16 protein-coding genes are annotated in these 25,074 nt (G+C 44.6%); 7 read left to right on the forward strand and 9 right to left on the reverse strand.

Annotated features, from left to right (window positions below; translation table 11 throughout):
- The first annotated feature begins 568 nt into the window (after positions 1-568).
- Positions 569-2,638 (forward strand): CHAT domain-containing protein, encoded by a 2,070-nt coding sequence (locus tag C7475_RS07160; RefSeq protein ID WP_110052611.1) that lies wholly within the window; start codon positions 569-571, stop codon positions 2,636-2,638.
- Complete coding sequence (locus C7475_RS07165) at positions 2,635-6,930, forward strand: hypothetical protein (protein ID WP_110052612.1); 4,296 nt, start codon at positions 2,635-2,637, stop codon at positions 6,928-6,930. Before C7475_RS07160 ends, C7475_RS07165 begins: the two co-directional genes overlap by 4 nt.
- A 10-nt stretch (positions 6,931-6,940) precedes the next feature.
- Here the strand turns inward: C7475_RS07165 and C7475_RS07170 are convergent, their stop codons facing one another.
- Positions 6,941-7,978 (reverse strand): STING domain-containing protein, encoded by a 1,038-nt coding sequence (locus tag C7475_RS07170; protein WP_110052613.1) that lies wholly within the window; start codon positions 7,976-7,978, stop codon positions 6,941-6,943.
- 10 nt (positions 7,979-7,988) lie between these two features.
- A complete protein-coding gene (locus C7475_RS07175; protein WP_110052614.1) occupies positions 7,989-10,688 on the reverse strand; it encodes an NAD-binding protein in 2,700 nt (899 codons plus the stop codon).
- Between the two features lie 131 nt (positions 10,689-10,819).
- Here C7475_RS07175 and C7475_RS07180 point away from each other — a divergent pair, with 131 nt between their 5' ends.
- Positions 10,820-11,161 (forward strand): TfoX/Sxy family protein, encoded by a 342-nt coding sequence (locus C7475_RS07180; protein ID WP_110052615.1) that lies wholly within the window; start codon positions 10,820-10,822, stop codon positions 11,159-11,161.
- 53 nt (positions 11,162-11,214) lie between these two features.
- Here C7475_RS07180 and C7475_RS07185 read toward each other — a convergent pair whose 3' ends face one another.
- The 3 genes from C7475_RS07185 to C7475_RS07195 form a co-directional block, all read right to left on the reverse strand.
- Entirely contained in the window at positions 11,215-11,754 is a 540-nt protein-coding gene (locus C7475_RS07185) for a hypothetical protein (RefSeq protein ID WP_146217501.1), read from the reverse strand.
- Positions 11,755-11,929: 175 nt separating this feature from the next.
- Complete coding sequence (locus C7475_RS07190; RefSeq protein ID WP_110052617.1) at positions 11,930-12,199, reverse strand: UBP-type zinc finger domain-containing protein; 270 nt, start codon at positions 12,197-12,199, stop codon at positions 11,930-11,932.
- A 115-nt stretch (positions 12,200-12,314) separates the two neighbouring features.
- Positions 12,315-13,976: a trypsin-like peptidase domain-containing protein gene (locus C7475_RS07195; RefSeq protein ID WP_110052618.1), complete on the reverse strand. Its 1,662-nt coding sequence runs from the start codon at positions 13,974-13,976 to the stop codon at positions 12,315-12,317.
- Between the two features lie 167 nt (positions 13,977-14,143).
- On the opposite strand from C7475_RS07195, the gene C7475_RS07200 reads away from it, so the two are divergent.
- On the forward strand, positions 14,144-15,607 hold the full coding sequence (locus tag C7475_RS07200) for a M48 family metalloprotease (RefSeq protein WP_110052619.1): 1,464 nt from the start codon (positions 14,144-14,146) through the stop codon (positions 15,605-15,607).
- Positions 15,608-15,631: 24 nt separating this feature from the next.
- Positions 15,632-17,200: a hypothetical protein gene (locus tag C7475_RS07205; protein WP_110052620.1), complete on the forward strand. Its 1,569-nt coding sequence runs from the start codon at positions 15,632-15,634 to the stop codon at positions 17,198-17,200.
- A 70-nt stretch (positions 17,201-17,270) separates the two neighbouring features.
- Here C7475_RS07205 and C7475_RS07210 read toward each other — a convergent pair whose 3' ends face one another.
- Entirely contained in the window at positions 17,271-17,852 is a 582-nt protein-coding gene (locus C7475_RS07210) for a DUF417 family protein (RefSeq protein ID WP_110052621.1), read from the reverse strand.
- A 138-nt stretch (positions 17,853-17,990) separates the two neighbouring features.
- Positions 17,991-18,845: an AraC family transcriptional regulator gene (locus C7475_RS07215; protein WP_110052622.1), complete on the reverse strand. Its 855-nt coding sequence runs from the start codon at positions 18,843-18,845 to the stop codon at positions 17,991-17,993.
- 120 nt (positions 18,846-18,965) lie between these two features.
- Between C7475_RS07215 and C7475_RS07220 the strand changes: the two genes are divergently transcribed.
- Entirely contained in the window at positions 18,966-20,147 is a 1,182-nt protein-coding gene (locus C7475_RS07220) for an ATP-binding protein (protein WP_110052623.1), read from the forward strand.
- Positions 20,144-22,159 carry an ATP-binding protein gene (locus C7475_RS07225; protein WP_110052624.1) on the forward strand — a complete coding sequence of 672 codons (2,016 nt, stop codon included), beginning with the start codon at positions 20,144-20,146 and terminating at the stop codon, positions 22,157-22,159. Before C7475_RS07220 ends, C7475_RS07225 begins: the two co-directional genes overlap by 4 nt.
- Before the next feature lie 60 nt (positions 22,160-22,219).
- On the opposite strand, the gene C7475_RS07230 is transcribed toward C7475_RS07225, so the two are convergent.
- Positions 22,220-24,070: an OmpA family protein gene (locus C7475_RS07230; RefSeq protein WP_110052625.1), complete on the reverse strand. Its 1,851-nt coding sequence runs from the start codon at positions 24,068-24,070 to the stop codon at positions 22,220-22,222.
- 16 nt (positions 24,071-24,086) lie between these two features.
- On the reverse strand, positions 24,087-25,055 hold the full coding sequence (locus C7475_RS07235; RefSeq protein ID WP_110052626.1) for a type IX secretion system membrane protein PorP/SprF: 969 nt from the start codon (positions 25,053-25,055) through the stop codon (positions 24,087-24,089).
- Between the last annotated feature and the right edge of the window lie 19 nt (positions 25,056-25,074).

Below are 25,074 nucleotides of genomic sequence, written 5' to 3' on the forward strand. Positions count from 1 at the left end.
GTCTTTTCCGCATTGCGTTTTCGCCGTTTAATCGCTCTTTTATGCTTGTTTGCAGGGTCTTTTCTCTCTTCGTTCATATCGCTTCACCGTCTCTTCCATATCATTTTACCGTCATCTCTATATCGAAGGGATATATAGATGACGGTAAAGTGACGGCCAGATGACGGTTTCCCGATATGGAGATATAGAAAACAGAACGAATCTACTTAGTATAAGCAGGGATTTAACTGAGTCTGAACTTATTTAAAACCTCTTAAATCCACCTATACGTCGGGGATGCGTCCTGTATGCGTCGGGTATAAAGCGTGTGCAGGTCAAACCTAAAGGCATGGTAAAGGCATGGTAAAGGCATATGTGGGATAATGCCTCGCCGGAATAGCTCCAGATATAATATATTTTCTGATTGCGATTAATTTCCTTAACTTAATATGAGCATATTAAAAATAACAAGCAAGTTATAAGTGACCAAGATGTAGAACAGGAGCGTGAAGTAAGATAATATACCCCAGATCAGAAGCAAAAGACACCCCAAATACACCCGCACCAAGCAGGTAAAACACAACAAAAGATGGCCAGATTAGCACTATTGGCATATGCCAATGATATGAAGGAAGGACCATTACAATTTGTCGAACAGGAAATCAAAGAGATCAATACCAACTTCGGAAATATCAAAAAACACTTAAACCCCGAAGTCCTTATCAGAGCTACCAAAGATGACATGTTCCACTTTTTCGCCGACCATGGTCCCGAGATTGAGATCCTGCATTTCTCAGGACACGGGAACAGCCTCGCACTCTTCTTTGAAAAAGACGGGCAATTCCGGAAAGAAGGCCTGGCCGAATTACTGGCCCTCGCTCCTAACCTTAAACTAGTCTTTCTGAACGCCTGTGCATCCAAAGAGATCATAGACGTATTACATACACCAGATCCTGCCAATCCGCAAAAGGGTATCCCGATCGTGATCGGTACCCATCGTCCGGTATACGATAAGATAGCCGCCGATTTTTCCATCTATTTCTATACGGCGCTGACCAAGTCCTGGCAGATCGGGAAGGCTTTTGACTTCGCCAAAACCTTCGTACTCTCCGGAGAACATTTTGCATTGTTCCCGAAAGGCACTAACCGGTATATAGGCACTAAACGGGTGGCCCTGACAGGCGACGAACCGGAAGACGACAATAACAGTGAATTCCCCTGGGGTATTTACTATAAGAGCGCCCAATCCGACGAATGGTCTATCACCCAGTATCTAAATGAAAAATATGACGACAAAGAGAAATATTCTCCCAATGATGAACTGATACGGGCACTGGCCAACAATGCAAGCAGGCTGTTTACAGCGCTGACCAAAGAAAAAGACCTGGTGATCGAAACGTTATACGAGAAGCATGACCTTTCGGCCAAAGAAATTGTGATCGAAGTAGAGAACATCAATGACAAGTTTAACAGAAGGAACGGTCAGCTGAAAGAGATCAACGACCTGTATACCGCCTATATAAAAGATCCGCAGAGCCTCAGTGATATCGCGGATAAACTCATTAACACATTTCCCTTGCCACTGGGTAAGCTGCTGCAACGAATGTATTCTTTCAGTAAGGAAAACCTGCTGACGGAAGAAGACTATAATGAATTCATCGAATTGCAGATCAACTTTTATGAGATCCTGGTCAAGCTGGCAGCTTCCACCATTCTCTCCGATATGCTGGAAATATACGGATGGAAAGACAGGAACGGGAAACCATTTGAATTGAACCCGGTTCAGAAAGAGATCATCCTGAGTTATTTCAAACAGACAAAGGATAATGAAGAGAACTTTGACTACACTTCTTTCATTGAAGTGGTGGGCCAGATATTGAAAACAAACTTAGAAGAGGAAACAGGGATAACAACCTTTGTAAAGGAACATATGGCCGTTAAAAATGCCAATACTTATGAGAATAACTTTTTCAATTCTCATATGCTCATCAAAGGCATTAAAGCGAAGGTCCCCACACTCAACACTACTGCCGCTTATATCCATCATTGCAAACTGATAGAACAAGGACTGATCGATCTGCTTAGAGAACTGTTCTTCATTCTGCAATACAAGATGGTTGTGATCAAAAATGTGGAAGCGATCAGGAAACGGAATCTGCTGGACAAAACTTATTTTCATAAATACCTGTTGCTGGAACAAAGGATCTCCGACAGGATGGAGGTATTGGAACTGCAGTCGCTGCCCGAATATGCAGAGTCGTATTCAGTTATACTGGTAAAAGAGATCTACAGGATGTTCGAATACCTTTCCCTTTCCCCTTTCCTCATTGATAAGAATGTACTCTGTGAGTATGACGGCGTAGACCTCTATTTCTACAATTATACTGAAGACAATGGCATTGTGTATAAAAGCCTCACAAGTAGTGAAAGGCTGATCCATGTCCTGCCGGAAACCAGTGAGATAGAACTGGGTGGTACCACTATCCCCAAAACAACCATCAGGTTCATTGAAGAGATGACCAATAAAACTGACCGGGAGAAGATCAGGATCACGAACAGACTATTGCAGCTGCATGCTGAATTTCTGTATTACAGATCTAAAATCGCTGCCATCCCTGTCACAGTTACCAGTTCAACTCCCATAAACAGCGAACCATGAGCACTTTGATGGAAAATCCCTTCAAGCTACTGGAATCTTATACAAAAGAGGATAAGGATATCTGGGGCGGGCGCACGGCGGAGATCGATCACCTGTACAACCTGTCGTTCGCGGCCAACCTGATACTGATATACGGTACATCCGGCGTAGGTAAAACCAGCCTGATACAGTGCGGGCTGGCCAATAAGTTCAAAAGGACCGACTGGCATGCCATCTGGATATTGAGAAGGGACGACATGGCGGAAAGCCTGATCGGCACTTTACAACAGGAAGCCGGAGAACCAATTGCCCCTGAAAAGCCGTCTGCCATCCCTGAACTGATCCGGAAGATCTATTTAAAGCATTTTAAGCCCATATTTCTCGTTTTCGATCAATTGGAGGAATTGTTCGTCTTTGGCAACAACGAGGAAATACAGGGCTTTATAAGCATCATTAAGGACGTTTTAAACAACGACATACAGTGCAAGATCATTCTTGTGCTCCGGGAGGAATATCATGGTCACCTGAAGATCCTGCAGGATGCCGGGGTATCTGTCTTTAAATCTTCAGTGAAAATTGAGCCGATGAGCATTCCCGATGCCACGGACTCTATTGTCAAGCTGCTGGACAAATTCAATATTCAGACACCCGACGGCGACCATCGCAGCTGTGCGGCCAGGATAGCGGCCGACTGTGCCACCGAGGGCCGTGTAGACCTTGCCAATCTCCAGGTATATCTCTTCTGGGCCTGGGAAAAGGCTGCAGAGAAAACGGAACCGGACGCGCCGATCGCTTTTACACAAAGCATCCTCCGTGAGATCGGGGAAGGAAAGAATATGTTGTCCCGCTACCTCAACGCGGTAGTAGAAAGGGTATCCAGGGGCAAGGCCGGCGGTGTATGGTACCTCTTACAGCACTTCGTGTCGAAATCGCAGACGAAACAACCCCTGCGACTAAATGAGGTAAAAGACATCGACCCTCAAACGGCCAGGATGTGGCTGAATGGACTGAGCAGGAGCAAATTGGTAAAGTTCTCGCGGGAAGGCGATAATGAAGTGTTCTCCCTGGCGCATGACAGCCTTGTGCCACTGATCATACAAAAGAAAACTGCCGCCTCCAGGGGACGTAACAGGCACCCGAGTGTGATAGGGAATCCTTTCAAGGGACTCCCTTCCTATGATGAGAAAGATGCTATTATCTTCTTTGGCCGGAGTATGATATTACGGGAACTGCTGACCTTCTTCGAAGACAGGAAACTCCTGGTTATCGTAGGGCCGTCGGGGTCAGGTAAGTCATCCATCATCAAGGCAGGTATCATTCCGGCCCTGAAAAAAGACGGCTACCAGGTGCTGTACGGAGAACCCGGCGCTCATCCTATGGAATTCGGACGTGACATCATTAAAAGGACAAAAGAACTGAATGGTGAAAAGTTCCTTTTGTATATAGACCAGTTTGAAGAGCTCAGTACACAGTCGTCTTCGCTGGAAAGTGAAGAGTTCATCAAAATGCTGAACGCCCTGGCTGAAGATGAAAGCGCTGCCACCGCCAACATTAAGATCATACTTAGCGTGCGCTCCGATTATGAATATGAGTTCGAAAGGTCGCTCACCAACTGGCGGGAGTCTAAAAAGACCGTGCCTGACCTGATGGAAAGCGCCGTCCGGGAGATCATCACGGAGCCTGCATATCTCGCCGGACTGGAATATAAGCCCATCTACCTCGTGGATAATATTGTGCGGGACGTCATGCAATCTAACGGGACCTTACCTCTCCTATCGTATGCACTTGAGCAGATGTATATCGAATATGAGAAGAGCGGTATTAATGATGGGTACCTCACGGAAGATCATTACAATGCTATTGGCGGCGTTGTGGATGGGTTAAGGCTTCGCGCTACAAAATTATACACAAGCTCCGATGCAGATACGCAACGCACCATTAAGAACGTGATGCTGCGCATGGTGTCATTGAGCATTAATGAAAAGGCCTCTAAAAGGATCCTTGCCGATGAACTCGTATATGAGAAGCCCGAAGAGAACGAGCGTGTACAGAAGGTGCTGAATGAACTGGTCAACAGCCGCCTGATCTCATCGGGTCCCAACGAGAGCGGCCTTGTATATTATGAGCCTGCGCACGATTCCCTGATCCGTTCCTGGAACCTCATAGGCGATTGGATAAAACAGTATGGCAAGAACCTGCTCTACCTGCAACAGGACCTGTCGGAAGCCGTGAAGAAGTTCAAAGAAAACCCTAAAAAGTTATGGCATGAAGATTCACGATTGGATACCTTGTTAAATATCCTGAAATCATCCGACAACTGGTTAAACCAACCTGAAACGAATTTTGTAAAGAAGAGCGAACAACGCCGCTGGGAACTGGAAGAAAGAAAGTCAAGGCGGCAACAGGAACTGATCGAAGAACGGGATAAGGTGATCGCATATGAGAAGAAACAGAAAGAGCTGCTGGAGGAACGGTTGTACAAACAGGAATATATCGCCGAACTGAACGAACAAAAAGAAAGGGCCTTAAAGGAAAAGCTGGCGGAAGCTAAAGCTAAGACGCGTTTACAGAAAGAACGGACCTGGCTCACACTACTGGGCCTGTTATTACTGTCCATTGCTGCTACCTATGCATTTAGTCAATATAAAAAGGCGAACCGTAGCCTCAAACAGTCGATCAGTTATATTGACAGTATTAAAGTATTAAGGGATAAGGAAAACGTTTCACAGGCAAAACTGAAACGACTCAATGACACATTGAATGTAAAGGCCGAACTTGCTGACAGAAAAGCAACGGAGGCTATGGAAGCAAGTGTTGTGGCCAGATCTGCCGCGCTTAAAGAAAGAGCGGCACGCCAGGAAGTTGAGAAACAAAAGAAGGAACTGCTGGGACAACGGGCGGCACTGATCCAATCACGCGATTCCGTAAACCGCTACTCTCAATCGCTGCGGAAATATTCAGATTCCTTGCGCTATCAACTGGCGATCATCCAAAGCAAGGATAAAGAAATTGAGTATACCAAACTAACTGCATCGTTCCTTACCAAATCCCGTTCATTGATGCGGTCCGACCCTGCACTCGCCTACCAGCTGGCATTGGAGAGCCTTAAGTATGACAGTTCCAACAAGCGGATCAGAGATTATATCTATGACACGCTGAACAACAGGAACAGCTTCTATGAATCGTTCATCATGGAGAATGTTTATTCTGCTTTCTTTTCTGACGATGGAAAAAATGTATTGGTGATACAGGGCGATAAGACCCTGTCTTTCCTCGAACTGGCGACACATAAAGAAATACCTGTGCAGGTACCGGCAAAGATCCTCTCTGCACAGTTCAGTCCTATCGATAACAGTGCATTGGTGACAACCAAAAACAGCATCTACAGATACAGTATCAACGGCGCACATAAAGAGTCGCCCGAAAGATATGACAACCTGCTAAAAGCGGCATACACCTCCAAAGGAAAGATCATCGCAGTAACGCCCAATGAAATAAAGATCAAAAAAGCGATAGACCAGCCGCCGTTCATGACCATTCCTACGAAAGACAATACAGATGATACAGAGGTCAGTTCCAATGATACCCTACTTTATGTCAGGAAAAATGGTATTATCGAAGCGTATGACCTGACAAACGGCAGATTTATCAGAACATACCGTGAACCTAACAGTTTTCTGGGCAAAGATGGTAACGGCTTCGTTGCAGTAAATGGTAACGAGATCTTGATTGCCAGAAGTAATGGCAACAGGATCATCTATGGAAGATATTATCCGCCGCTCGAAAACGGATACACCAAGATCTCCATTGTAAGCATAACAGATGACCTGAGTAAGGTCCTGTTATTAGCTGAACCCGAGGAGCGGCAACAACAGCTGCAACAACAACAGCTCCAGCAACAAAAGATCAGCAAGAACTTTATCAGGACCGCCCGGCAGGTATCACCTCCGGCCCTGTTTACGTTCATAGCGCCGCGTTATATCAGCAAAATGCCGCCTGGCATTCCTAATAGCAGGCAGATAGTATTGTCTGATAACGGGCAACATATCATGACCGGCGAAAGCGGTTCAATAACGGTGTATGACAGGGAAGGAAAAAGGCTGGACCGTTTTGGCGGATATACCAACTATCTCTCCTGGGCTTTTAATCCGGTCAATACAGACATGATCCTTAGCATGAGCCTCGGCGCAGGTGGCTCTAAACTCAAACTCTGGGTCAAGGGGACGCCAAATACATTATCATCCCAGAACAAGCTCAAAACATTCAGTGCATCAGAACTTGAACGGGCGATGGAAGATGTTGCATTTCGCTGATGTTGGGCGATCACACTGTACCGGTATTCAGCTTTTCAATATGTGCAGCTACTTCATCTGAAGATATGATGTATGTTCTTTCATCCTTCTTGTCCAGTTCATGATCCAGTGTGCGGTGGAAATTGACGATCTCTTTATACTTCAGGGAAGCAATAAAATCATTGTCTGTTTCAAGCACCTTTTCATTATCCTTCTCACGCCAGAAACGCTCGATCAGCCCAATGATGTTCTGTGCCGTCAGCAGTGTAGTTGGAATGTCCAGGATATGCAGCGGGGCTTGTTCATTGTCTCTTGGCAAAACATAGATGCCTATATGACGTCCATCATCCGCTATAAAACTGGTTTTATAACATCCCTGCTGTGCCGTCAGAAAAGCATCTGCGTCCTGTCTGCCCATGATCTCGGCAGGCATGATAACGGTAACGGTAATGCCATTCTCCGGGCGCCATAACAAGGTTTTCCCATTGATCTGTAACTCCTGCGGCTGTTTTACCTTCCACAAAGACAGCAGGAAATTATTGAGATACGCATGCGCCAGTCCTTGTGCAGGTAACTCAGAATGAAATGAATCGAACGTCAGACTATCCAGAACATCTTTAATGCCCTTTGCCGCTGTAACAGTAGCATCCAGCTTTTCCTGTTCCGTGTAGGCCTGCTGATTATGATAAGTAAATACTAACGGTTTTACATCATCAAAGTAACTGGGCAGTTTCACCTTCGGCTCATCAGGCAACAGGATGATCGTTTTCTGTGGACCCAGTTTTGCCATGGTAGCACCCAGTTCAAATATCACGTTATCCTTCGGGCCGTAGATCTGCGTGCCATCCTCCGTAACATACGATACCATATTATCATTGGACAACACAATGATGGCATAGTCATAATGAAACAGTTTCTTGAAAAAGGTCCACAAGGGCGTAGTGTGATTATCGCCAAAGAAATCGCCTTTCCAGAGATGGATGGTGAAATCGGCGGTCAGGTTTGCATGGAGGCCTTCTGCTACAGGAAGGCTGCCAGAAGAGGAAAATATAACGATATATGGTTTCATATGCTGGTGATTACAAGATGTGATTTGCTGTCAGTACATGTATGAAATAAGGAATGCCATTGATCTGGGAGCGGTCTTTGCTCTTTTCAACATCGGACAATTTATCATACGGTACAAGGTCAATGTGTAATTTCTGGGATTGATAAAGTTCTTTATAGGTGCGTTTCGTATTCCAGTGTTTTATCCGGGTATCAATATCTTCCGTATCCAGATAATAATCCTGTAAAGGTAGGAATCCTATCAGTAGCTTCTCGGCACACCAGCGCCGTTGTTCTGTCATTGAAAGCAATTCAAACAATTCTTTGTGTTCGCGGTTCTCTTCTTTAGTAAAATATCTGAACAGTTCTTCGGACGATGCCTCCTCTTTTAATGCCTGTTTGATCTTCTGAAGGGAATACGATGTATAACGCAGCTTCACCCATATATGGTCCGCTGCCCGGCGATTGCTCTCCTTATGTGGATAGGACAGTGTTTCCCATTCCTTTCTTGCTTGTTTCATGATCTTTTCCGGATGATCTTTCCAGTTTTCTTTTTCCTCAATACCGGTATACCAGAAATTGATCAGTGCAGGGAGATCGTCAATAGTCGCGTTACCCACCGCCAATACCCTGCATTCATCTATCAGCTGACCAAAGAGGACAACAGGCGTATACGGCAATTGTTTGTTCAGCATGTGAGAGATGTTATCAAACTCGCTTTCGTCAGCGAGGTTGCAATAACAGAAGATCTGCAGATTAAATTTCCGCAGCGCGACCTTGCCCAGGAAGCCATGTAGATAGGCGGCGCCCTGCAAGGCGTCTTCCAGGCAGAAATAAACTGTAATATGGTTCTCTTCCTTCAGGGCCTGTAACACTGCTTTGTCATTATAGTACGCAGCATCTGAAACGGGTAACTCCTTAAACGTGATCCTTTCTCTTGGAAAAATTTCTTTGCGGATCTCGCTGGTATAAGGCGCTTCATATAAGGGGTTGTCATGCGGGTTGTACCAGAGACAAGGATAATGCTCATAAAACTCAGATTCAGCCGTTCCCGCGTCCTGTGCAAACACAGTAATATTAACATGATGGCCGTTATTCAGCTGAAGAGTATGAAGTAGTGTAACCAAGAGCTGTTTCCCCATTTCTCCGAAACCAAACAACAGTATTTCTGTAGGTTGCCGTGCTTCCTGACATTTCCTGTAAATGGGATAACGGATCAATAATTTCCTGCTGATGATTTCCTGGAAGTTCAGCCTGCGTACAACAGCATGACCGGGTTCTTCATGCAGCTTACCAACAAACTCCGCTGCCCGGGATTCTTGCAGATGAATGTAACATTGCTTTATTTTATTTTGCTTCCCCCATAACAGGTCTAACTCCTGCAAGGTCCTGATGTTATCCGCATCCGCTTCTTCCAGGAGGTATACAGTATGTGCGTTAACTGCGTAGTTCCTCTTTAAAAAAGTGGATGACTGCGGACTTCCGTTCACCACCCTGATCCCTCGTTTTGCAGCCTCTATTTTCAGATTGGGATCAGGCGCTTTATCGATGATCATCACCTTTTGTTTTTCCTTTTTCAGCGTGATGGCCAGCAGGTAGGTGATACTGTTCAACCCCGTGATCAGGCAGATCCTATCCCGCGCAAACCAGCGCCAGAGAAAGAAACGGAGAAGGTTCTTATTATTACCGCCAATGGCCAGTAAAAAAGCGACTATGAACGCATTGATGAAGAAAGATAAACCGGCAAACCGGGCGATGTCAAGTATGATGTTTAACTCTTCCTGTCCTGTACCAGGTGATGGACTCACAGATGAGTTAAACGTCAGCAGATTCACGGCGTTGAAGAAAGCGTTCCGATATCCTGGGTAACCGGCGCCCTGTCCTCCTTGTTCTGACAAAATAAAACCCCAGGAGCCAAAACCTACGGTTAGTATTACAAAGAAGAGCGGCAACACAAAGCGCCAGAAATTCTCATTATAGCCCACGTTCCTTTTCCACCAGGAAATAGGACTTTTAGAAGATGGCTGGGGAAAACATGTTTCGGCCCACTCCATTTTGTCGGGCGGCGGAAAGTAACGTTGTCGCTGTAAAACAGCGCCACATAGGGGATAACTGTTTTGCGAACGGGGAACGATCAACTGGTATAACCTGCCGGTCTTACATCGTTTTCTATCTCCCGTTTCTACGATCTTGTTCACTACATCCGATGTACCACCTTCCTTTCCCGTGTCCACACCGTCCCATAACACGATCAGGTATTCCGCGATATTAACAAGGCTATTTGCCAGGACCTTGTAGGGAGTAGTGTCTTCCTTATCTTCACCGGCGTCTTTTTCAGCCGATGCCCGTTTTATATAAGGTTTGAGGGACAGGGTTGTGATCTGTGTGGTATCAAACCTGCCCGTCAGTTCCTTCACTCTCTTCTCATCATCGCGCCCGGGCAATGTCAACAAAAGTACTTTAAGACCCATTTCCAGCGCTTTCGATGCTACAAGCATATCAGCGCCCTCGGCGATACCTGAAACCAAAATAAAGCCCTCTAAATCGCCCCGTGTTATTTCCTGTAGTTTTTCGCCAACTGCATTCTCAATCTGGGCTAAGTCTTCAGGTAGCAGATCACGGTGACCGCTATGGGCTATTACTTTTCTACCATGCGGTATTGCATGAGAAAGCAGGGGAAAGTTCTTTAAACGCCTCCGGCAAAAAATGTAGTGGAATTTGTTCCGGATCATGGTGATTGGGATTATTTTTGAGGACTACTGCAATGTAGCGTTTAATGATATTTGATAACATATCTTGCGAAACATATTCGTTTCTATACTTTATAGATTAAAGATATATTTCCACCTAAAATTATTATCGCATGCCATACGATGAAAAACTTGCTAACAGGATCAGGGAGCGTTTTGAAAATCTTTCTGATGTAGAGGAGAAGAAAATGATGGGGGGACTGGTTTTTATGTACAATGACAAAATGTGCGTAGGCGTTACCAAAGACGATCTGATGTGCCGTATAGACCCTGATTTTCATGAAACAGCCGTTGAGAAGACCGGCTGCAGAACAATGTCTTTCGGCGGCAAACAAATGATCGGTTATGTACTGATAGACGAAACCGGCATAAAAAGTAAGAAAGATTTTGAATACTGGATTGATCTGGCGTTGGAGTTCAACAAAAAGGCAAAATCATCCAAAAAGAAAAAATAAAGCTCCTGACCGGGCCGGCCAGGAGCTTATTAATAATTTCTGATGATCTGTTATTACTTCAACTCTACACCTACTGAAACCCTGGTCTCATCATAGAACAGGTTCAATGTTTTAGGCTTTGCACCTGCCGGTAACCTGAATTTGTTTTCGGAAGACTTGGTAGACTCTGCATCCACATTCAATGTATTGTAGTTATCATGTGTCAGGTTATTACCATTGTCCAACTGCAAACGGAAATCGCCCGGATTAATGAAGATACCGTTACCTCCTACCTGGTTCTTATTGGTTACCTCCAGTTCATAGGTAATTTCAGTACCTGTCACTTTTCCATCTGCATCTGATAACTCAACAGCCTTTCCGCTTTTTACACGAACAAATGCTTCTTTTGTTTTCCCGAGGTAAGCAGTGTCGGGAGAGAAAGCTACCTGGTACGTTTTAGGCTCATTTGCAGGGGTACTGGCAGCCGGGGTACTGTTGTCAGCCTGTTGTTCAGACGTAGTCTGCTGGTCTGCATTTTCAGTTTTATTTTTCCCTTTACATGCAGCAAGAGCAACCATCAATCCGAGAGACAACACAAGAGTGGTCCTTTTCATTGTATTTATTATTGGTTTAAAATAAAAGATGGATAATCATAAAAAACAATAATATATACTAAAGTACTCCTTTTTTGTATCCCTGGAAGGCCATGACAATCAATTGCGTACAAGTACGTACACATATCAGGGTCGCTCATTCTGAAAGTGCGTAGAAATACGTATGCTGCACCGGTTAATATTCTGCAAACTGTTTGTCAGGATAACACCAGAGCCAACGTTCGCCCGGCTCGGCAGAAGCTATCACAGGATGATGCGTTGCATGGTAGTGGCGGGTCATATGTGTTTCCGGCGACTGATCACAGCACAAGGTAACACCACAGGTTTGACAGGTACGAAGATGCACCCATTCGCCGCCATGTTTGATACACTCTTCACATACATACTCATCCCCTATTTTAACTTCAGTGATCTCACTCAGATGCTGACAGGTCTTTTCACTCATTGTCTTAATGTTTTTAGTTCAACGATCAGGTTATTGATAGTAAGATAAAACTTTCTGCCGACTATCGGAGATACCCGCAACAATCACTGTAAAGATGATTGTTGCGGGTATTTTATTAATTCTTTTTCTGTGGCAGATTTACGTCAATGAATTGTTGTACCACGGCAGCCGGAACAACAATGCTGCTGGTCCGGGAGAAGCGCGCAATATTGATACCGTAAAAATGTCCATGTGTATCGAATACGGGGCCGCCACATTGCTCCGGCCGTATCACCGCATCGTGTGTGAAGACACTTTCAAAGCCGTCCCTTCTGCTGCTCTTACCACCTTTGAACATCTCTGCCGGATGATTCGCAGGCTGTATCGGCCGGGTACCTAATGTAATTTCTACCGTACTGAGATTGCCATTACGCTGGCGCTCGAATTTGATCTTATCGCCCGGCCAGTATTTAGATAATTCCCGGCCATAGTCTTCCGCTTTATTAACCGGAACACCGTTGATGCTGATCACCAGATCACCTACCTGCAGACCACTTTCTGCCGCCGGAGAGCCTGGCATTACAAAGGTCAGTGCCAGCGGCGAGGCCGTAGGTGCAATAGCAGCACCCAGAAATGCAAGGCTGCTCATTCTCGGTAACGAAAACTCCCTGCTTCCCAATACGCTTATGATGCCAATAGTGTCAGGCTGAGGAGACACCAGGAACTTACCCAGGCTATCCACCTGTTGCATTGCAAGCGGGAACGAGATCCCTTTCTTCAACTTTGCAGGCAGTTGCAGCAGCACCAGGTCTTGGGTCCTGTCCCTGAAGAGGATCGTCGCCACTACCTTTTTTTTGTTGCTTATGGTAACAACAGGTTGTTCTCCTACCGAGGAGTTTTTACTTACAATAATAGACTTCCCATCCACGGAAAACAATGTACCGATCACTGTTTCTGCTGTCTCTTTAATGTTACTGGTGATTTTCAGGCTTGTGCCGTCGTATGCGGTTGTTTTCAGCGCCACATTTATGTCTTCCAGCTGTGGCACCACCATGAGACTACCCGCCAGCAGATCATCCGGTACAGCATCTTCCGCCGAAGGGAACTGTGTATAGTGTTCTGCTTTGTTCAGCGCTGTCCAATATTTACGGTAGAGGTCAACCGGCACTTCATAATTGATCTTTTCACTGAGATCAACGGCACTATGCAGTCCTATAACACGGCCCAGGTAATCGAACAGGGGACCGCCGGAGTCGCCGGGTTCCATGATACAGGAAGACTGTACAAAGCCCTTATCGTTCTTCACCTGGGTAATACGGCCAAAACGCACGGCCGGCAATGGCTGGTTCAGGCTTTCGGGATAGGCGATACTGATGCACGGCTCATTCACTTTCAGGGCCGCTGAACGGGCCATTTCTGCAAACGGCCATTGCCCCGGACCAATGATCTTCATCATTGACACATCCGGTAAGATAGGTGTTTCGGGAAAGTTGATCTTCCCCAGCGCCAGTGCAATGGCAGATTTTCCATCGGGGAAATTGACCTTATAGGTCTTTCCGGGAATTGTGGTGTGAGCGACCGTGAGGATATGTCCTTCGGCAGTTACGACGACCCCGCTGAACTGGGCGCTCATCTGCTGGTTAGATAGCGTGTCATATCCCCAGATCCTTACGCTGGCGGGATAAGCTTTTTCAATGGCAGCATGAATAACAGGTGGTAAAGTTTCGGCAATACGTTGGCTGTAGCTATTCCCTGCAAGTAGTGCCAGGAGAATAACAAATAGTTGGTTTTTTCTCATTTTTATTAACCCGGTCTTTAAAACCGGCGGATAAAGATAATTTTCCGTTTGACATCCTGTATATGGATCACCGGAAAGCGGCCCCACTGCATTTACCCTGATATTATTAAATATATAGAAAATTCTTATCTTGCATTATCATCCCGCATCCCGGGGACAATACATGTATGAGACCTATACCTAAGTGTTTTACACTACTATTGCTGTTGCTAACAGTGCTCAGCCACAATTCCAGAAGTCAGACCAATAATCTGTACACTTATCAGGAGCTTTCCCACTTCTATTACCAGAAGCAAAAGGACTCTCTGAAAAAAGAATGGACCTGCCCTGCCAGGTATAAAGACAAAACCGTTCAGAAGAAGTACAAGGAGATATGGGATGAAAGGACCAGCTTCTTCCTGGATGCTATCGAGGACGATGATTATGTGCACGACAAAGAGCTGTACGACTACCTGGGAGGAATTGCCAGCGAAATTGCAAAGGCAAATAAGAGCTACATGCCCGCTCAACCGATGCTGTTCATTGATAGAAGCCCTTCCGTTAACGCATATGCCATTGGTAATAATGTGTTGGCCATTAACCTGGGCCTATTGGTTTTCGCCCGGTCCCGTGAAGAGATCGCGCTCACACTGGCGCATGAGATGTCGCACAACATCCTCGAACACGCCGAAAACTCCATGAGGAAGCGTGCGGAGTGGCTGACATCCGACGAATACAAACAATCACTGGAAGACGTGCTGGATTCCAGGTACGAGCGACTGACGCGCCTTAAGAAAATATTTGAGAACTATTCTTTTGACAGAAGTAAACACCAGCGTTATCGCGAAAGTGACGCCGACTCACTGGCCATCATCCTGTTGAAGAATGCTCATCTGGCTTTTGATCCGGCTTTCTTCCTACGACTGGACAGTGCCGATATGGTATATCACCAGCCGCTTAAACAACCGATCAAAAACTACTTTGCAGCATACAACGTCACAATTGACGATGCCTGGTTGAAAAAGCGCTCCAAAGGCCTTTCCACAAAGAGCTATAATTTCCAGGAAAGCGTAGCCCTCCAGGATTCTATGAAGACGCACCCTGACTGTATTGTACGTTACAACAATACGAAAGCAGCCGCTACGCCCGGTCAGCAACTAACGCCGGTACCTGAACGTATCAGGGAAAAGGCCAGTAAAATGATGATCTGGAATATGTACTGTAATATGCACCTGGCTCCCTGCCTCTACCGGATACTGCTGGAAAAGGACAAAGGTTCCAATGATCCCTGGTACGATTTCATGTTGCACAACATCATGTTGGAATTATTCCATGCAGACAAGGAATTGCACCGCTTTGCCGCCATCGGCGTGACACAGAAGGAGTATATTTCCAAAAACTATTACGAGCTCCAGACGATGCTTGAACAGATACCCCGTGAAGAGCTCGAGAAAAGTTGTAAACAATTCCAGAATGCGGCTTTCTGGGGTAGCATGCCTACGCCTGAAAAGGACCTGAAAAGTCTCCTCGGTGTTCTTACCATTGACGCGGGCACTACCGACGGTGCAGGTGTAAAAGCAGCGAAAGAGTTTACAAACAACAATAAAACCAGTATGTATTGCGAATTCGCAAATGATATTGAAAAGAAATAGGTTCAACCATAATTCCCCTATACCATGAAAAAAATCTTTCTGGCAGTACTATTAGCATTTACCACATTAGAATATAGCCATGCCCAGACAAAAGTATTCAAAGAAGTGAGCGAAGGCATCTCTACAAAACTTAAAACCATCATGCAGGATGGAGCATTAGTCGGGTATCTTTCCTTTACCGAACTGGAAAGGTCTGATAAAGACTCTTTCAATTATAAGATCACTATTATGGATGAAAACCTCAATGACCTTGGGGTGGTTACTTTCAAAGAACTGAAACTGGACCTCCGTCAGGTATCATTTGAGAAAGATATTTTATGCCTCGCATATCTTAAAAGTAATGTTATAGGGTACGAATTCTCGAATAGAGGCAACCGAAATGAAGCGCTGAAGGATGGTTACATGTCGGTGTTTGCACAATTTATCACCCTCGACGGAAAGATCGCCCGTACTGCCGAAAAGAAACTGACAGTTAAGGTTCGCCACGCATGGGACTTTGCACAATATAACAATGATCTGAACGAGGCGCTGAAGATCTTCCTGCAGATGAAAAACATCAAAGAAAAAGGATTTGCGTTCTTCTTTGCAGACAATGAACATAACTACCTCCTTGTTTATAACACCCAGGGAGAACTGCTCTGGGAAAAATACATTACAGAGATCGCAGACCATTATTACATGCTGACCTCCTGGCATGATGTGCACCTGCTGCTGAAGAAAGATGAACGTGTACACTTAGGCGGTTATACACTGATCTCTTATGATGTAGACAACAAGTCAGGCATTCTGAAGTACCCGCTGGAAGACAAGAAAAAGAATCCGTTACAGGTAGTATCATTTGACAATGATCCTGCTACAGGGAGACCTTTTATCAGTGGTTACATTCTTAAATCAAGGCCGGTAAATAATTACGAAACAGTAAAGGGGCTGACCAAACGTTTGTATAAAGGAGTGTTCACCATCAGCGTTACCGGGCATGATAAATCGGATGTTCAACAGTTGTTCACTTACTGGGACGACAACTCCAATCCCAATATAACCCGTAAAGGGTATATGTCTGCCACACATGGTTATATGATACCCGGTTACACTTTCAGAGACTACACCGGGAACACCTATTTTGCCGGCTCAAATATGAGTAAGAAAACAAGATGGGGTTGTATAGCCAGTTCTGTTATCACAGCGCCGCTGATCATGCCGCCGCTGTTTATATTAGGTTCTGCCGGTACTTCAAAATTCAGGATCACTGATGGTGTGCTTATTAAACAGGACTCCACCGGCAAATTAACCCAGATAAATTCGATCGAAGCAGCCAGAGGTCGTGTGCTATCGGGCAGAGCGCCTGGATATATGGCCTCTACACATAGTTTTTACACAGTGTCTGCTTCTGATACGAAATCTACATTCCTGATCATGGATGATGATAAGAAGGCTACTATTTACAATGTTGATCAGCATAAAATAATACGGACGATTCCTCATAAGGATGGTAATGTCCGTACTTCGCTCTATCCTGCTAAAGAAGGTCACGTTATCGTGTCTGAATACAATAAGAAAGAGAAGTACACGAAGTTTTCGATAGAGTCTATCTAATTATAGAAAACGGCGCCTCATAAGAGACGCCGTTTTTTTATATACAACACACAAATAAAGCTTGTTATAATTAGTGCGTATTATTTTTTATTCTTTGTCTGTGCAGATAGATCTTTGCTGATTCACTTGCTGTGATTATGGCTCCGCCCAGGATGACTATGTCTTTAATCACCAGTCTACCGCGTCCGGACAAGTACGGAAATCCCCAGTTCTGATCTGTCAGGTGCGGCACCCAGCTTTCCGGTGTTGTTACCAGGAAGGAAAGCGTACCCAGGGTCATAATAAAGATCAGAATACTACCTATCATACTCGCAAAGGGTACTACTTTGTACAATGCTACAAGTATTGCCAGTGTGACCAGCATTGTTCCCAGTCCTGCAGAAAATCCATATGTGTTGTTCTCAATATGCCATTGGTGATTTTCAGCAACCAGTTCACCTTCTTTATTTATATGGCCTTTATATTCGTCAGGATGATTATAAAAAAATGACATAAATGGGCTATTAGCCACAAAGGGGGTAATACCATCGGCTTCATAAGTGAAAAACTTCAGTCCGCCAATCCATAAAAAAACAACCACAATACCGAGACGCACTGCTTTCTTACCAAATTGATCGAGGTTAGATATAAATGTTACTAATGAATTTTTCATGATCTTCAGAATTATTTGTTTGTGTGTGTGTTTGACGATGTAAAGGTAGACACATCGGCCACGGCAGAACATGGACGATACAGTCCTTCACTTGGACAAATCTGCCAAAGCGGGTAAATACCAGTAAGAGGGGGAATATTATTGGGGCAGGTCGGCAACAATAGAGATGCCTGTCTTTTGCCGGAAAGTCTGAGGGGAGACCTTCGTAAACTTCTTAAAGAACCGGCTGAAATAGAACTCGTCACTGAATTGCAGGGAGAAGGCTATCTCCTTGATACTGCGACGGGTCAGGTGCAGCTGTTTCTTAGCTTCCAGGACCAGGCGCTCCTGGATCATAGCCGACGGAGATTTCTTGAAATAGCGGGTGCAACGTTTTGTAAAGTTATTGGGTGACATGGCCAATAATTCAGCATAGTCAGCGGGTTTATGGAGGGTAAGATAATGCTGGTCCAGCAGTTCCCTGAACTTTTCCATTTGTTCATCCTTCTCCTGCGGCATCTGTTTATTAGCCGCCGACTTGAGTTTAATACTGCTGGATTTTGCAAGCAGCAGCTGTAAATAACCCCTCATCACGATCTCGTCACATCCGGATGCGTCAAATTCCGTGGTAAGTTCGTCCAACAGGTTCCGGAAACTCAGGGTTTCCCTTTCATCCAGCTTTACAGCAGGCTCTATATAGATGTTATTAAACAGTAATCCGTTACAGGCTACTTGTGCTTTGTGGTATTCTATGCAGTAGAAATCGCCATGGAACTGCAATATGGTAAGATCACAGGGGAGTATTTGTTCTATGTAGATCGTTTGGAGAGGGGTAGAAAAGAGCAGCACAGGGCCTTTGAATGGAAAGGTGCCGAAATCGGCGTGGTAGATGCCCTCTCCTTCCGGGATGAACACGACGGTGTATTCAGAGAACTGTGCAGGGGAAGAGAGACCGTTGGGGTCCGTATTCAGGCTGAGAAGTGTTTCACCGGCGGAAGAACAGATTCTTTTCATAATAAGCAGATAACGGGGCAAAAGTAGGAAGTTAGGCGAGTAAAAGATGACAAAATATTTATTGTTAAACTATTTGGCAATAAATATATTGTCATTACTTTTGACAAAAAATCCATTGTCATGAATCAATTTATCGGACTTCCAGCCAGGGGAGATAACTTCTATCAACGTGATCGGGAAATTGCAAGAATATCAGATGCTTTGGTGGGCAGTAACATACAACTCATAGCCCCAAGAAGAGTTGGAAAAACCTCAATATTATGGTATCTGTTTGACAATCGTATCGCAGAAAGACACTACGTACTTATAGATACCGAAAGCATATCAGATGCTTCACAATTTTATAAAAAGGTACTGGAAGTCATTTTAAGCGATCCTAAGATCAAGACGTCCCTGTCCAATAAGCTAAAAGCGGGAATCAGGAAGACCGACAACAAGTTCTTTCATAGAATAAAAAGCATTAAGGTATTAAATACAGGTATAGAGTTCAACCATAATGAAAGTATCCGGGACTACTATGAAGAATTCCGGAATTTTCTGATCGATTATTGTGCGGTAGAAGATACTCCGCTTGTATTGCTGATCGACGAATTTCCGCAAACAATTGAAAATATAAATAAGAAGAACACAGACGAAGCTATCCTTTTTCTATTGGGAAAACGTGCGCTTAGAATAGATTATGTGATCTCTCAAAAAGTACGGTTTATATATACAGGCTCAATCGGACTAAACCAGGTTGTATCTGCAATAGGTGCTACCGCTACTATTAATGATCTGAATCCTATTGAAGTGGAGCCTCTCACTGAAGATGAAACTATTGACTTTCTCAAAAAATCCCTGCAAGGCAAAGACATTCATCAGAGTGCGGTAGATGTTTTAAGAAAGTTATTACAATGGTATATCCCTTTTCATATCCAATTGATTGCATTAGAAATACAAAGAACTAATGGCGATGCTCCCCTGATCACCGGAGAAATTATCGAAGATGCCATCGAAGGCTTATTAAGCCTGAGATATAAAAGTCATTTTGATCACTATTATGTCAGGCTGAAATCCCATTTCAAGGGCGATGCTTTCAGATATGCCGACCTGTTATTGAAGCAACTGGCCGAAAAACAGGTACTCAGTACAAAAGAGGCTTTAGAATTGGCCATATCCTGTCAACAGGAAGAAGGTTATAGATTGATCATTGAAAATCTGATGCACGACGGATATATACATTGTGACTATAAACAACACATTTATTTCTTTAATTCCCCTATTCTAAAGAGATGGTGGGAGCGATTCATTTGTAAACTATGAGCATTTTTCTTTACAACCCGGCAAGGAAAGATAAGCTGGAATTTATATCGGAGTTTGTTATCCGGACAGAAATCTTTAAAGAGATCTTTAAAGATCTCAAATCCGGGAAAATGACCACTCCCGAGCAGCACTATCTTTTGCTCGGCCAACGGGGGGCTGGTAAGACCACCCTTTTGCTTCGCCTAAAATATGCTGTTGAAGACGATCCTTCGTTATCAAAATGGCTGCTCCCTGTTATGTTCAGCGAAGAACAATATAACATAGGTGAACTTGGCAATCTATGGGAGAGAGTAGCAGAGTATCTGGAAGATCATCATGGATTCAATGGCATTACCAGTGAAATGGCCCCATTTATCCAACAGGACGACTATGAAGAAACAATATTCAGGATCCTGATCAAACATCTTGATCAGCGGAAAAATAAAGTGTTGTTATTCATTGACAATATCGGCCAGTTGCTTGGTAAATTCGGCGAACTGGAAGTAAGACGGCTGAGAGAAGTACTGCAAACAATGCCTCATTTTAGGGTCATAGCAGGTTCGCCGGTAATATTAAGCCAGGTACTGGACTATCAGCAACCGCTATTTGAGTTCTTTAAGATGATTGCGCTCCAGGACCTCACAGATGAAGAAAGCAGGACTTTGCTCCGGCAATTAGCAGTGCTGCATCATCAGGAAGAAAAGATCGAACATATTATACATAATACTCCTTCGCGCATCTCAACCTTCCGGACCTTATCAGGAGGTGTTCCAAGAACGATGTCCTTACTATTCCAGATCTTTGTCGACAATGAACATGGAGCAGGCCTGACTGACCTGGAAAGTGTATTAGACGCAGTAACGCCACTTTACAAACACCGGATGGACGATCTTCCACCCCAGCAACAGAAAATCATCGATGCCGTGGCATTAAACTGGGAAGCCATTAGTGTAAAAGATCTGACCAAACAGGTGAGATTAGACAGCAAGCTTATATCTGCCCAACTCAGACAGCTTGAGAAGAACCAGATTATTGAAAAACGCGCCACCAATACCAAAAACCATATTTACCTGATAAAAGAACGATTCTTTAATATCTGGTATCTCATGAGATATGGAAGAAAACAGGACCGTAACAGGGTCATCTGGCTTGTAAAATTCCTGGAATCATGGTATGGCAAAAAGGAAATAGAAAAAAGGATCCAGGATTACGTAAATAAAGCAAAAAGTGGTCTGTTGGACAAACATACACTTGAAATATATGGACAGGCATACAGCTTTTTCCAGGATATTGATATAGAGACCCGGTATCTACTCAACGAAAATATACCTAAACACATCGCAAAAGACCTTGCGTTATCTGAAGATGACTTCTATCGTCTGTTGAATAAAAAACTGTCGGAAAAAGACTATTCACTCCTTCTTCAGATTGCCTTCGGGAGGAACATCGCAGAACCAGCATCCCGGCAAATAGCTTTCAAATACATAGAAGAACACTTTTGGGAAATCATGGAAGGGTTTTCTCCGGAAGCAATAAATGATTATATAAAATACATAATTGAGGCACCGGTTAACTCCTATTTTTGCGTTACACTCTTTCTTATATGGGGAGAACAAAGTCTAATGGATGCAATCATTTTTCAGGGACCAGATACAGTTCTCAATATCTCAAACAGCCTGATAACGCTCATCCAGCAATACAAGTTCGACCAGCTAACTGATGAAGAAGAACAATGCTTCCAACAAATATTTCATACGCTGGTAGTGGGCGCGTATTATCAACTTGCCCTAAAAGTGCTTAAACATATTCCAATGCCGAAATACGAATTTGAAACCTGGGAGAAAACAATCAGATATATGGCGTCAGACAGTGATAAAGATATACTCTCCTCACTCGGTTCTGAAAAAGAACAAGCGGTATTTCTTTATATAGAATCAGTTACAAGTTCGAGGAAAACTATTGAAAGAAAGTTCCCGGAATTTACAATAAACAATGGGACCAAACCTGCATCCGGCAGCGGCCTGCACCGCTAGGCATATAATTTTACAGGAGGTAATTCATACCCTGAATACCTCCTGTAAAATCTTTTATTCTTACTTCACGATCTTAAACTCCGTCCTCCTGTTCAGCTTATGCTCTTCCTCACTACAGGTCACCCCATTACCACACTTGTTCCTCAATTTCGTCTCTCCATAACCTTTCGACTTGATCCTCGCCTTTTCGACGCCCTTGCCCACCAGGTAATTTGCCACTGAAGCCGCGCGTTTCTGGGAAAGCTGCAGGTTAAAGGCGTCGTTACCACGGCTGTCTGTATGTGAGCCTACCTCTACAATGCTACCAGGAATATCTGCCAGCAACTTAACTACTATTTCTAATGAAGGCTGTGCATCGGCGCGGATATCCGCTTTATTAAAGTCAAAGTAGATATCAGGAATTACAGGCTCGATCGGCGTAGTAGTAACGCTATCCTTCGCAGGCTCGGGTACAGGCGTAGTTGCCACGGGATTACCCTTAGGATCAATACCGGCAGGAACGGAAGCACTATCTGGTGGTGCAACCGGAACTTTATTGATAGTATCCTGTGCAGTTGTTGAAGGCTCATCTACCGCTGACTCACCCTCTTTCAACCTGGCTACAGTATAAATATCGTCGCTACCAACACCACCATCCCTGTTGGAAGACAGGTAAGCGATACCAGCTTCTGTCACACCAAAGGCAAAATCATCCTGCGGAGAGTTAAAGGGATAACCCATATTCCTCACCGTGCCTTTGGTCTTACCAGTATTATCGAGCGCTACACGGAATATATCCAGTCCACCCATACCAATACGGCCATCACTGGCGAAGAAGAGGACATGTTTTTTGGTTACCGCCGGACTGCGTTCATTACCCGGAGTATTTAGTTCTTTCAGATTTAACGGCGGCCCCCATTCCCCTACCGCAGTTCTGTAACATACATACAGGTCTGTTCCCCCCGCGCCTCCAGGCATATTGGAGGAGAAGTAAAGTGCCATGCCGTCTTCCGTAATGAATGGATCACCCACTGAATAGGCAGTTACATTATTATGAGTGAATGCCAGTGGTGCTGACCATTTACCACTTGCATCCTGACGGCTGCTGTAAATTTCAATGTTAACGGTAACAGCCTTACCTTTTGCACGGTTGCCCTTGCCGGGAATACGTGTCAGGGTAAAATACATTTCCTTACCATCCTTAGTGAAACTGGCCGATCCAACGTGATAACCTGTTCCGGTTTCTAAAGGGAACAACTGAACACTATCGCCATTACCCGGTTTGTAGAACAGGTGCAGGTAGTCATTACCTGTCCAACCATTCAACAGCGGATCTGGCGTATTACGTGTATCAAAACGTAAAATGCGGCTATGCTTTTTAGGCTGATGTGCTTTGTCTGTAAAACGATCAGAAGTAAAAACCATGCCACCTTGATAAGACACAGCGCTCCAGTCAGACTTCTCTGAATTCAGCGACCTGTTATTATCTATCTTCAGTGGAGAAGGTGTCTTCATCCAGCTGATGGCAGAATCGCAGGAAGCGATCCATGTATTCTTTAGATCCTCTGGAACATTCTTACCTGCCGTAGCGTAATTCTGGTATTGTACTTTCGCCTCGGCATACTTTGAATTATTCTGCAATGCACGGGCGTAGAAGAACAGATTGTCTGCTTTACTGTCCGGCATTCCCGTCGCAATAGCATACCAACGTTCTGCCTGCACATAGTTATTATTCAGGCGGTAACAGTCGCCCAGACGTTCCGCAGCATGCAGGGTAGCCTTCTTATTGTAAGCCTCTTCATAAAGGCTGATCGCTTCTGCGTATTTAAAAACCTCGTATTGCTTATCCGCTTCCTTAATGACATATTGCGCCATTGAATTAACCGAAGAAAACAATAAACACAGGCTAAGAGCGTAATGTATTTTTCTCATTGTCAATGGATGCTTTTTAGAATACCCGTGGCGTAGCCATTCTGATATTTTGTTTATTGAATGTGAAACCAACAGATATTTCGTGCGTACCGCCACTATAACTCTGCAACGGACCTACAGAAAAATCATACGCGTATCCTACACGAAGGTTCGGTACAGGAAATACTTCTACCGCTGCCACTGCCGCGTTACGGTACATCAGGTTTTTCTGCAGATAACCTTTATCATACATCTTCAGACCAGTACGATAAGAACCACCAATCCATACAATGTCCTTATAGAGGAGGAAAGCATTCAGGTCAAGGCTGGTAGGTCCTCCGCGATCATCCTTCAGGAGGAAGGATGGCTTCAGCTGTATGTCTTCATTTACCGGCACCAGCATACCCGCCGTTAAATAATAATGCAGTTTGGTTTGTGGCAGCCAGGTAAAACGCCCTGTATTTTTAAAGGCCTGTACCAGGATATTATCTACCGATAGCCCCGCATAATACCTGTTGCTTGAATAGAAGATACCAGCTCTGGCATCAGGGGTGATCCTGTGCAGGCCTGCCGGCATTTCTGTTTCAGGATCGTTGGGGTTCAGTGTACCACCATCAATACCTGACTGTATAAGCCCGGCACTTAAGCCAATAGCCAGACGGGAACTACCGTCCTCATTCAGCCGGATACGGTAGGCGTAACTGGCATAAGCAGATAAATTTTCCTGTGCACCTAGTTTGTCGCTGGCTACCTGGAGCGCCAGACCTACATTACCGTCATTGGCAATCGCGTCTACCGCCAGTGAGAAACTCTTAGGAGCCCCTTCAATGCCTGTCCACTGATTACGGTAGAAAGCATGCAGATTTAACGCCTCCTTATAACCGGCGTAGGCAGGATTGATATAAATGCCGTTGAACATATACTGGCTATACTGTGCATCCTGTTGTGCATGCACAGTAAGCCCCAGTGATGTTATTAGTCCGCCTATCAGAAATAGTTTTTTCATAGTATAGAGCGCTTATTCC

The organism is Chitinophaga sp. S165 (assembly GCF_003182155.1).
Taxonomy (GTDB): Bacteria; Bacteroidota; Bacteroidia; order Chitinophagales; family Chitinophagaceae; genus Chitinophaga.

Coding starts and splice junctions, on each gene's coding strand:
- C7475_RS07195 (WP_110052618.1), bottom strand. CDS start 13,976: ATGAGAAAAAACCAACTATTTGTTATTCTCCTGGCACTACTTGCAGGG.
- C7475_RS07200 (WP_110052619.1), top strand. CDS start 14,144: ATGAGACCTATACCTAAGTGTTTTACACTACTATTGCTGTTGCTAACA.
- C7475_RS07185 (WP_146217501.1), bottom strand. CDS start 11,754: ATGAAAAGGACCACTCTTGTGTTGTCTCTCGGATTGATGGTTGCTCTT.
- C7475_RS07160 (WP_110052611.1), top strand. CDS start 569: ATGGCCAGATTAGCACTATTGGCATATGCCAATGATATGAAGGAAGGA.
- C7475_RS07210 (WP_110052621.1), bottom strand. CDS start 17,852: ATGAAAAATTCATTAGTAACATTTATATCTAACCTCGATCAATTTGGT.
- C7475_RS07225 (WP_110052624.1), top strand. CDS start 20,144: ATGAGCATTTTTCTTTACAACCCGGCAAGGAAAGATAAGCTGGAATTT.
- C7475_RS07230 (WP_110052625.1), bottom strand. CDS start 24,070: ATGAGAAAAATACATTACGCTCTTAGCCTGTGTTTATTGTTTTCTTCG.
- C7475_RS07165 (WP_110052612.1), top strand. CDS start 2,635: ATGAGCACTTTGATGGAAAATCCCTTCAAGCTACTGGAATCTTATACA.
- C7475_RS07190 (WP_110052617.1), bottom strand. CDS start 12,199: ATGAGTGAAAAGACCTGTCAGCATCTGAGTGAGATCACTGAAGTTAAA.
- C7475_RS07220 (WP_110052623.1), top strand. CDS start 18,966: ATGAATCAATTTATCGGACTTCCAGCCAGGGGAGATAACTTCTATCAA.
- C7475_RS07215 (WP_110052622.1), bottom strand. CDS start 18,845: ATGAAAAGAATCTGTTCTTCCGCCGGTGAAACACTTCTCAGCCTGAAT.
- C7475_RS07235 (WP_110052626.1), bottom strand. CDS start 25,055: ATGAAAAAACTATTTCTGATAGGCGGACTAATAACATCACTGGGGCTT.
- C7475_RS07175 (WP_110052614.1), bottom strand. CDS start 10,688: ATGATCCGGAACAAATTCCACTACATTTTTTGCCGGAGGCGTTTAAAG.
- C7475_RS07170 (WP_110052613.1), bottom strand. CDS start 7,978: ATGAAACCATATATCGTTATATTTTCCTCTTCTGGCAGCCTTCCTGTA.
- C7475_RS07205 (WP_110052620.1), top strand. CDS start 15,632: ATGAAAAAAATCTTTCTGGCAGTACTATTAGCATTTACCACATTAGAA.
- C7475_RS07180 (WP_110052615.1), top strand. CDS start 10,820: ATGCCATACGATGAAAAACTTGCTAACAGGATCAGGGAGCGTTTTGAA.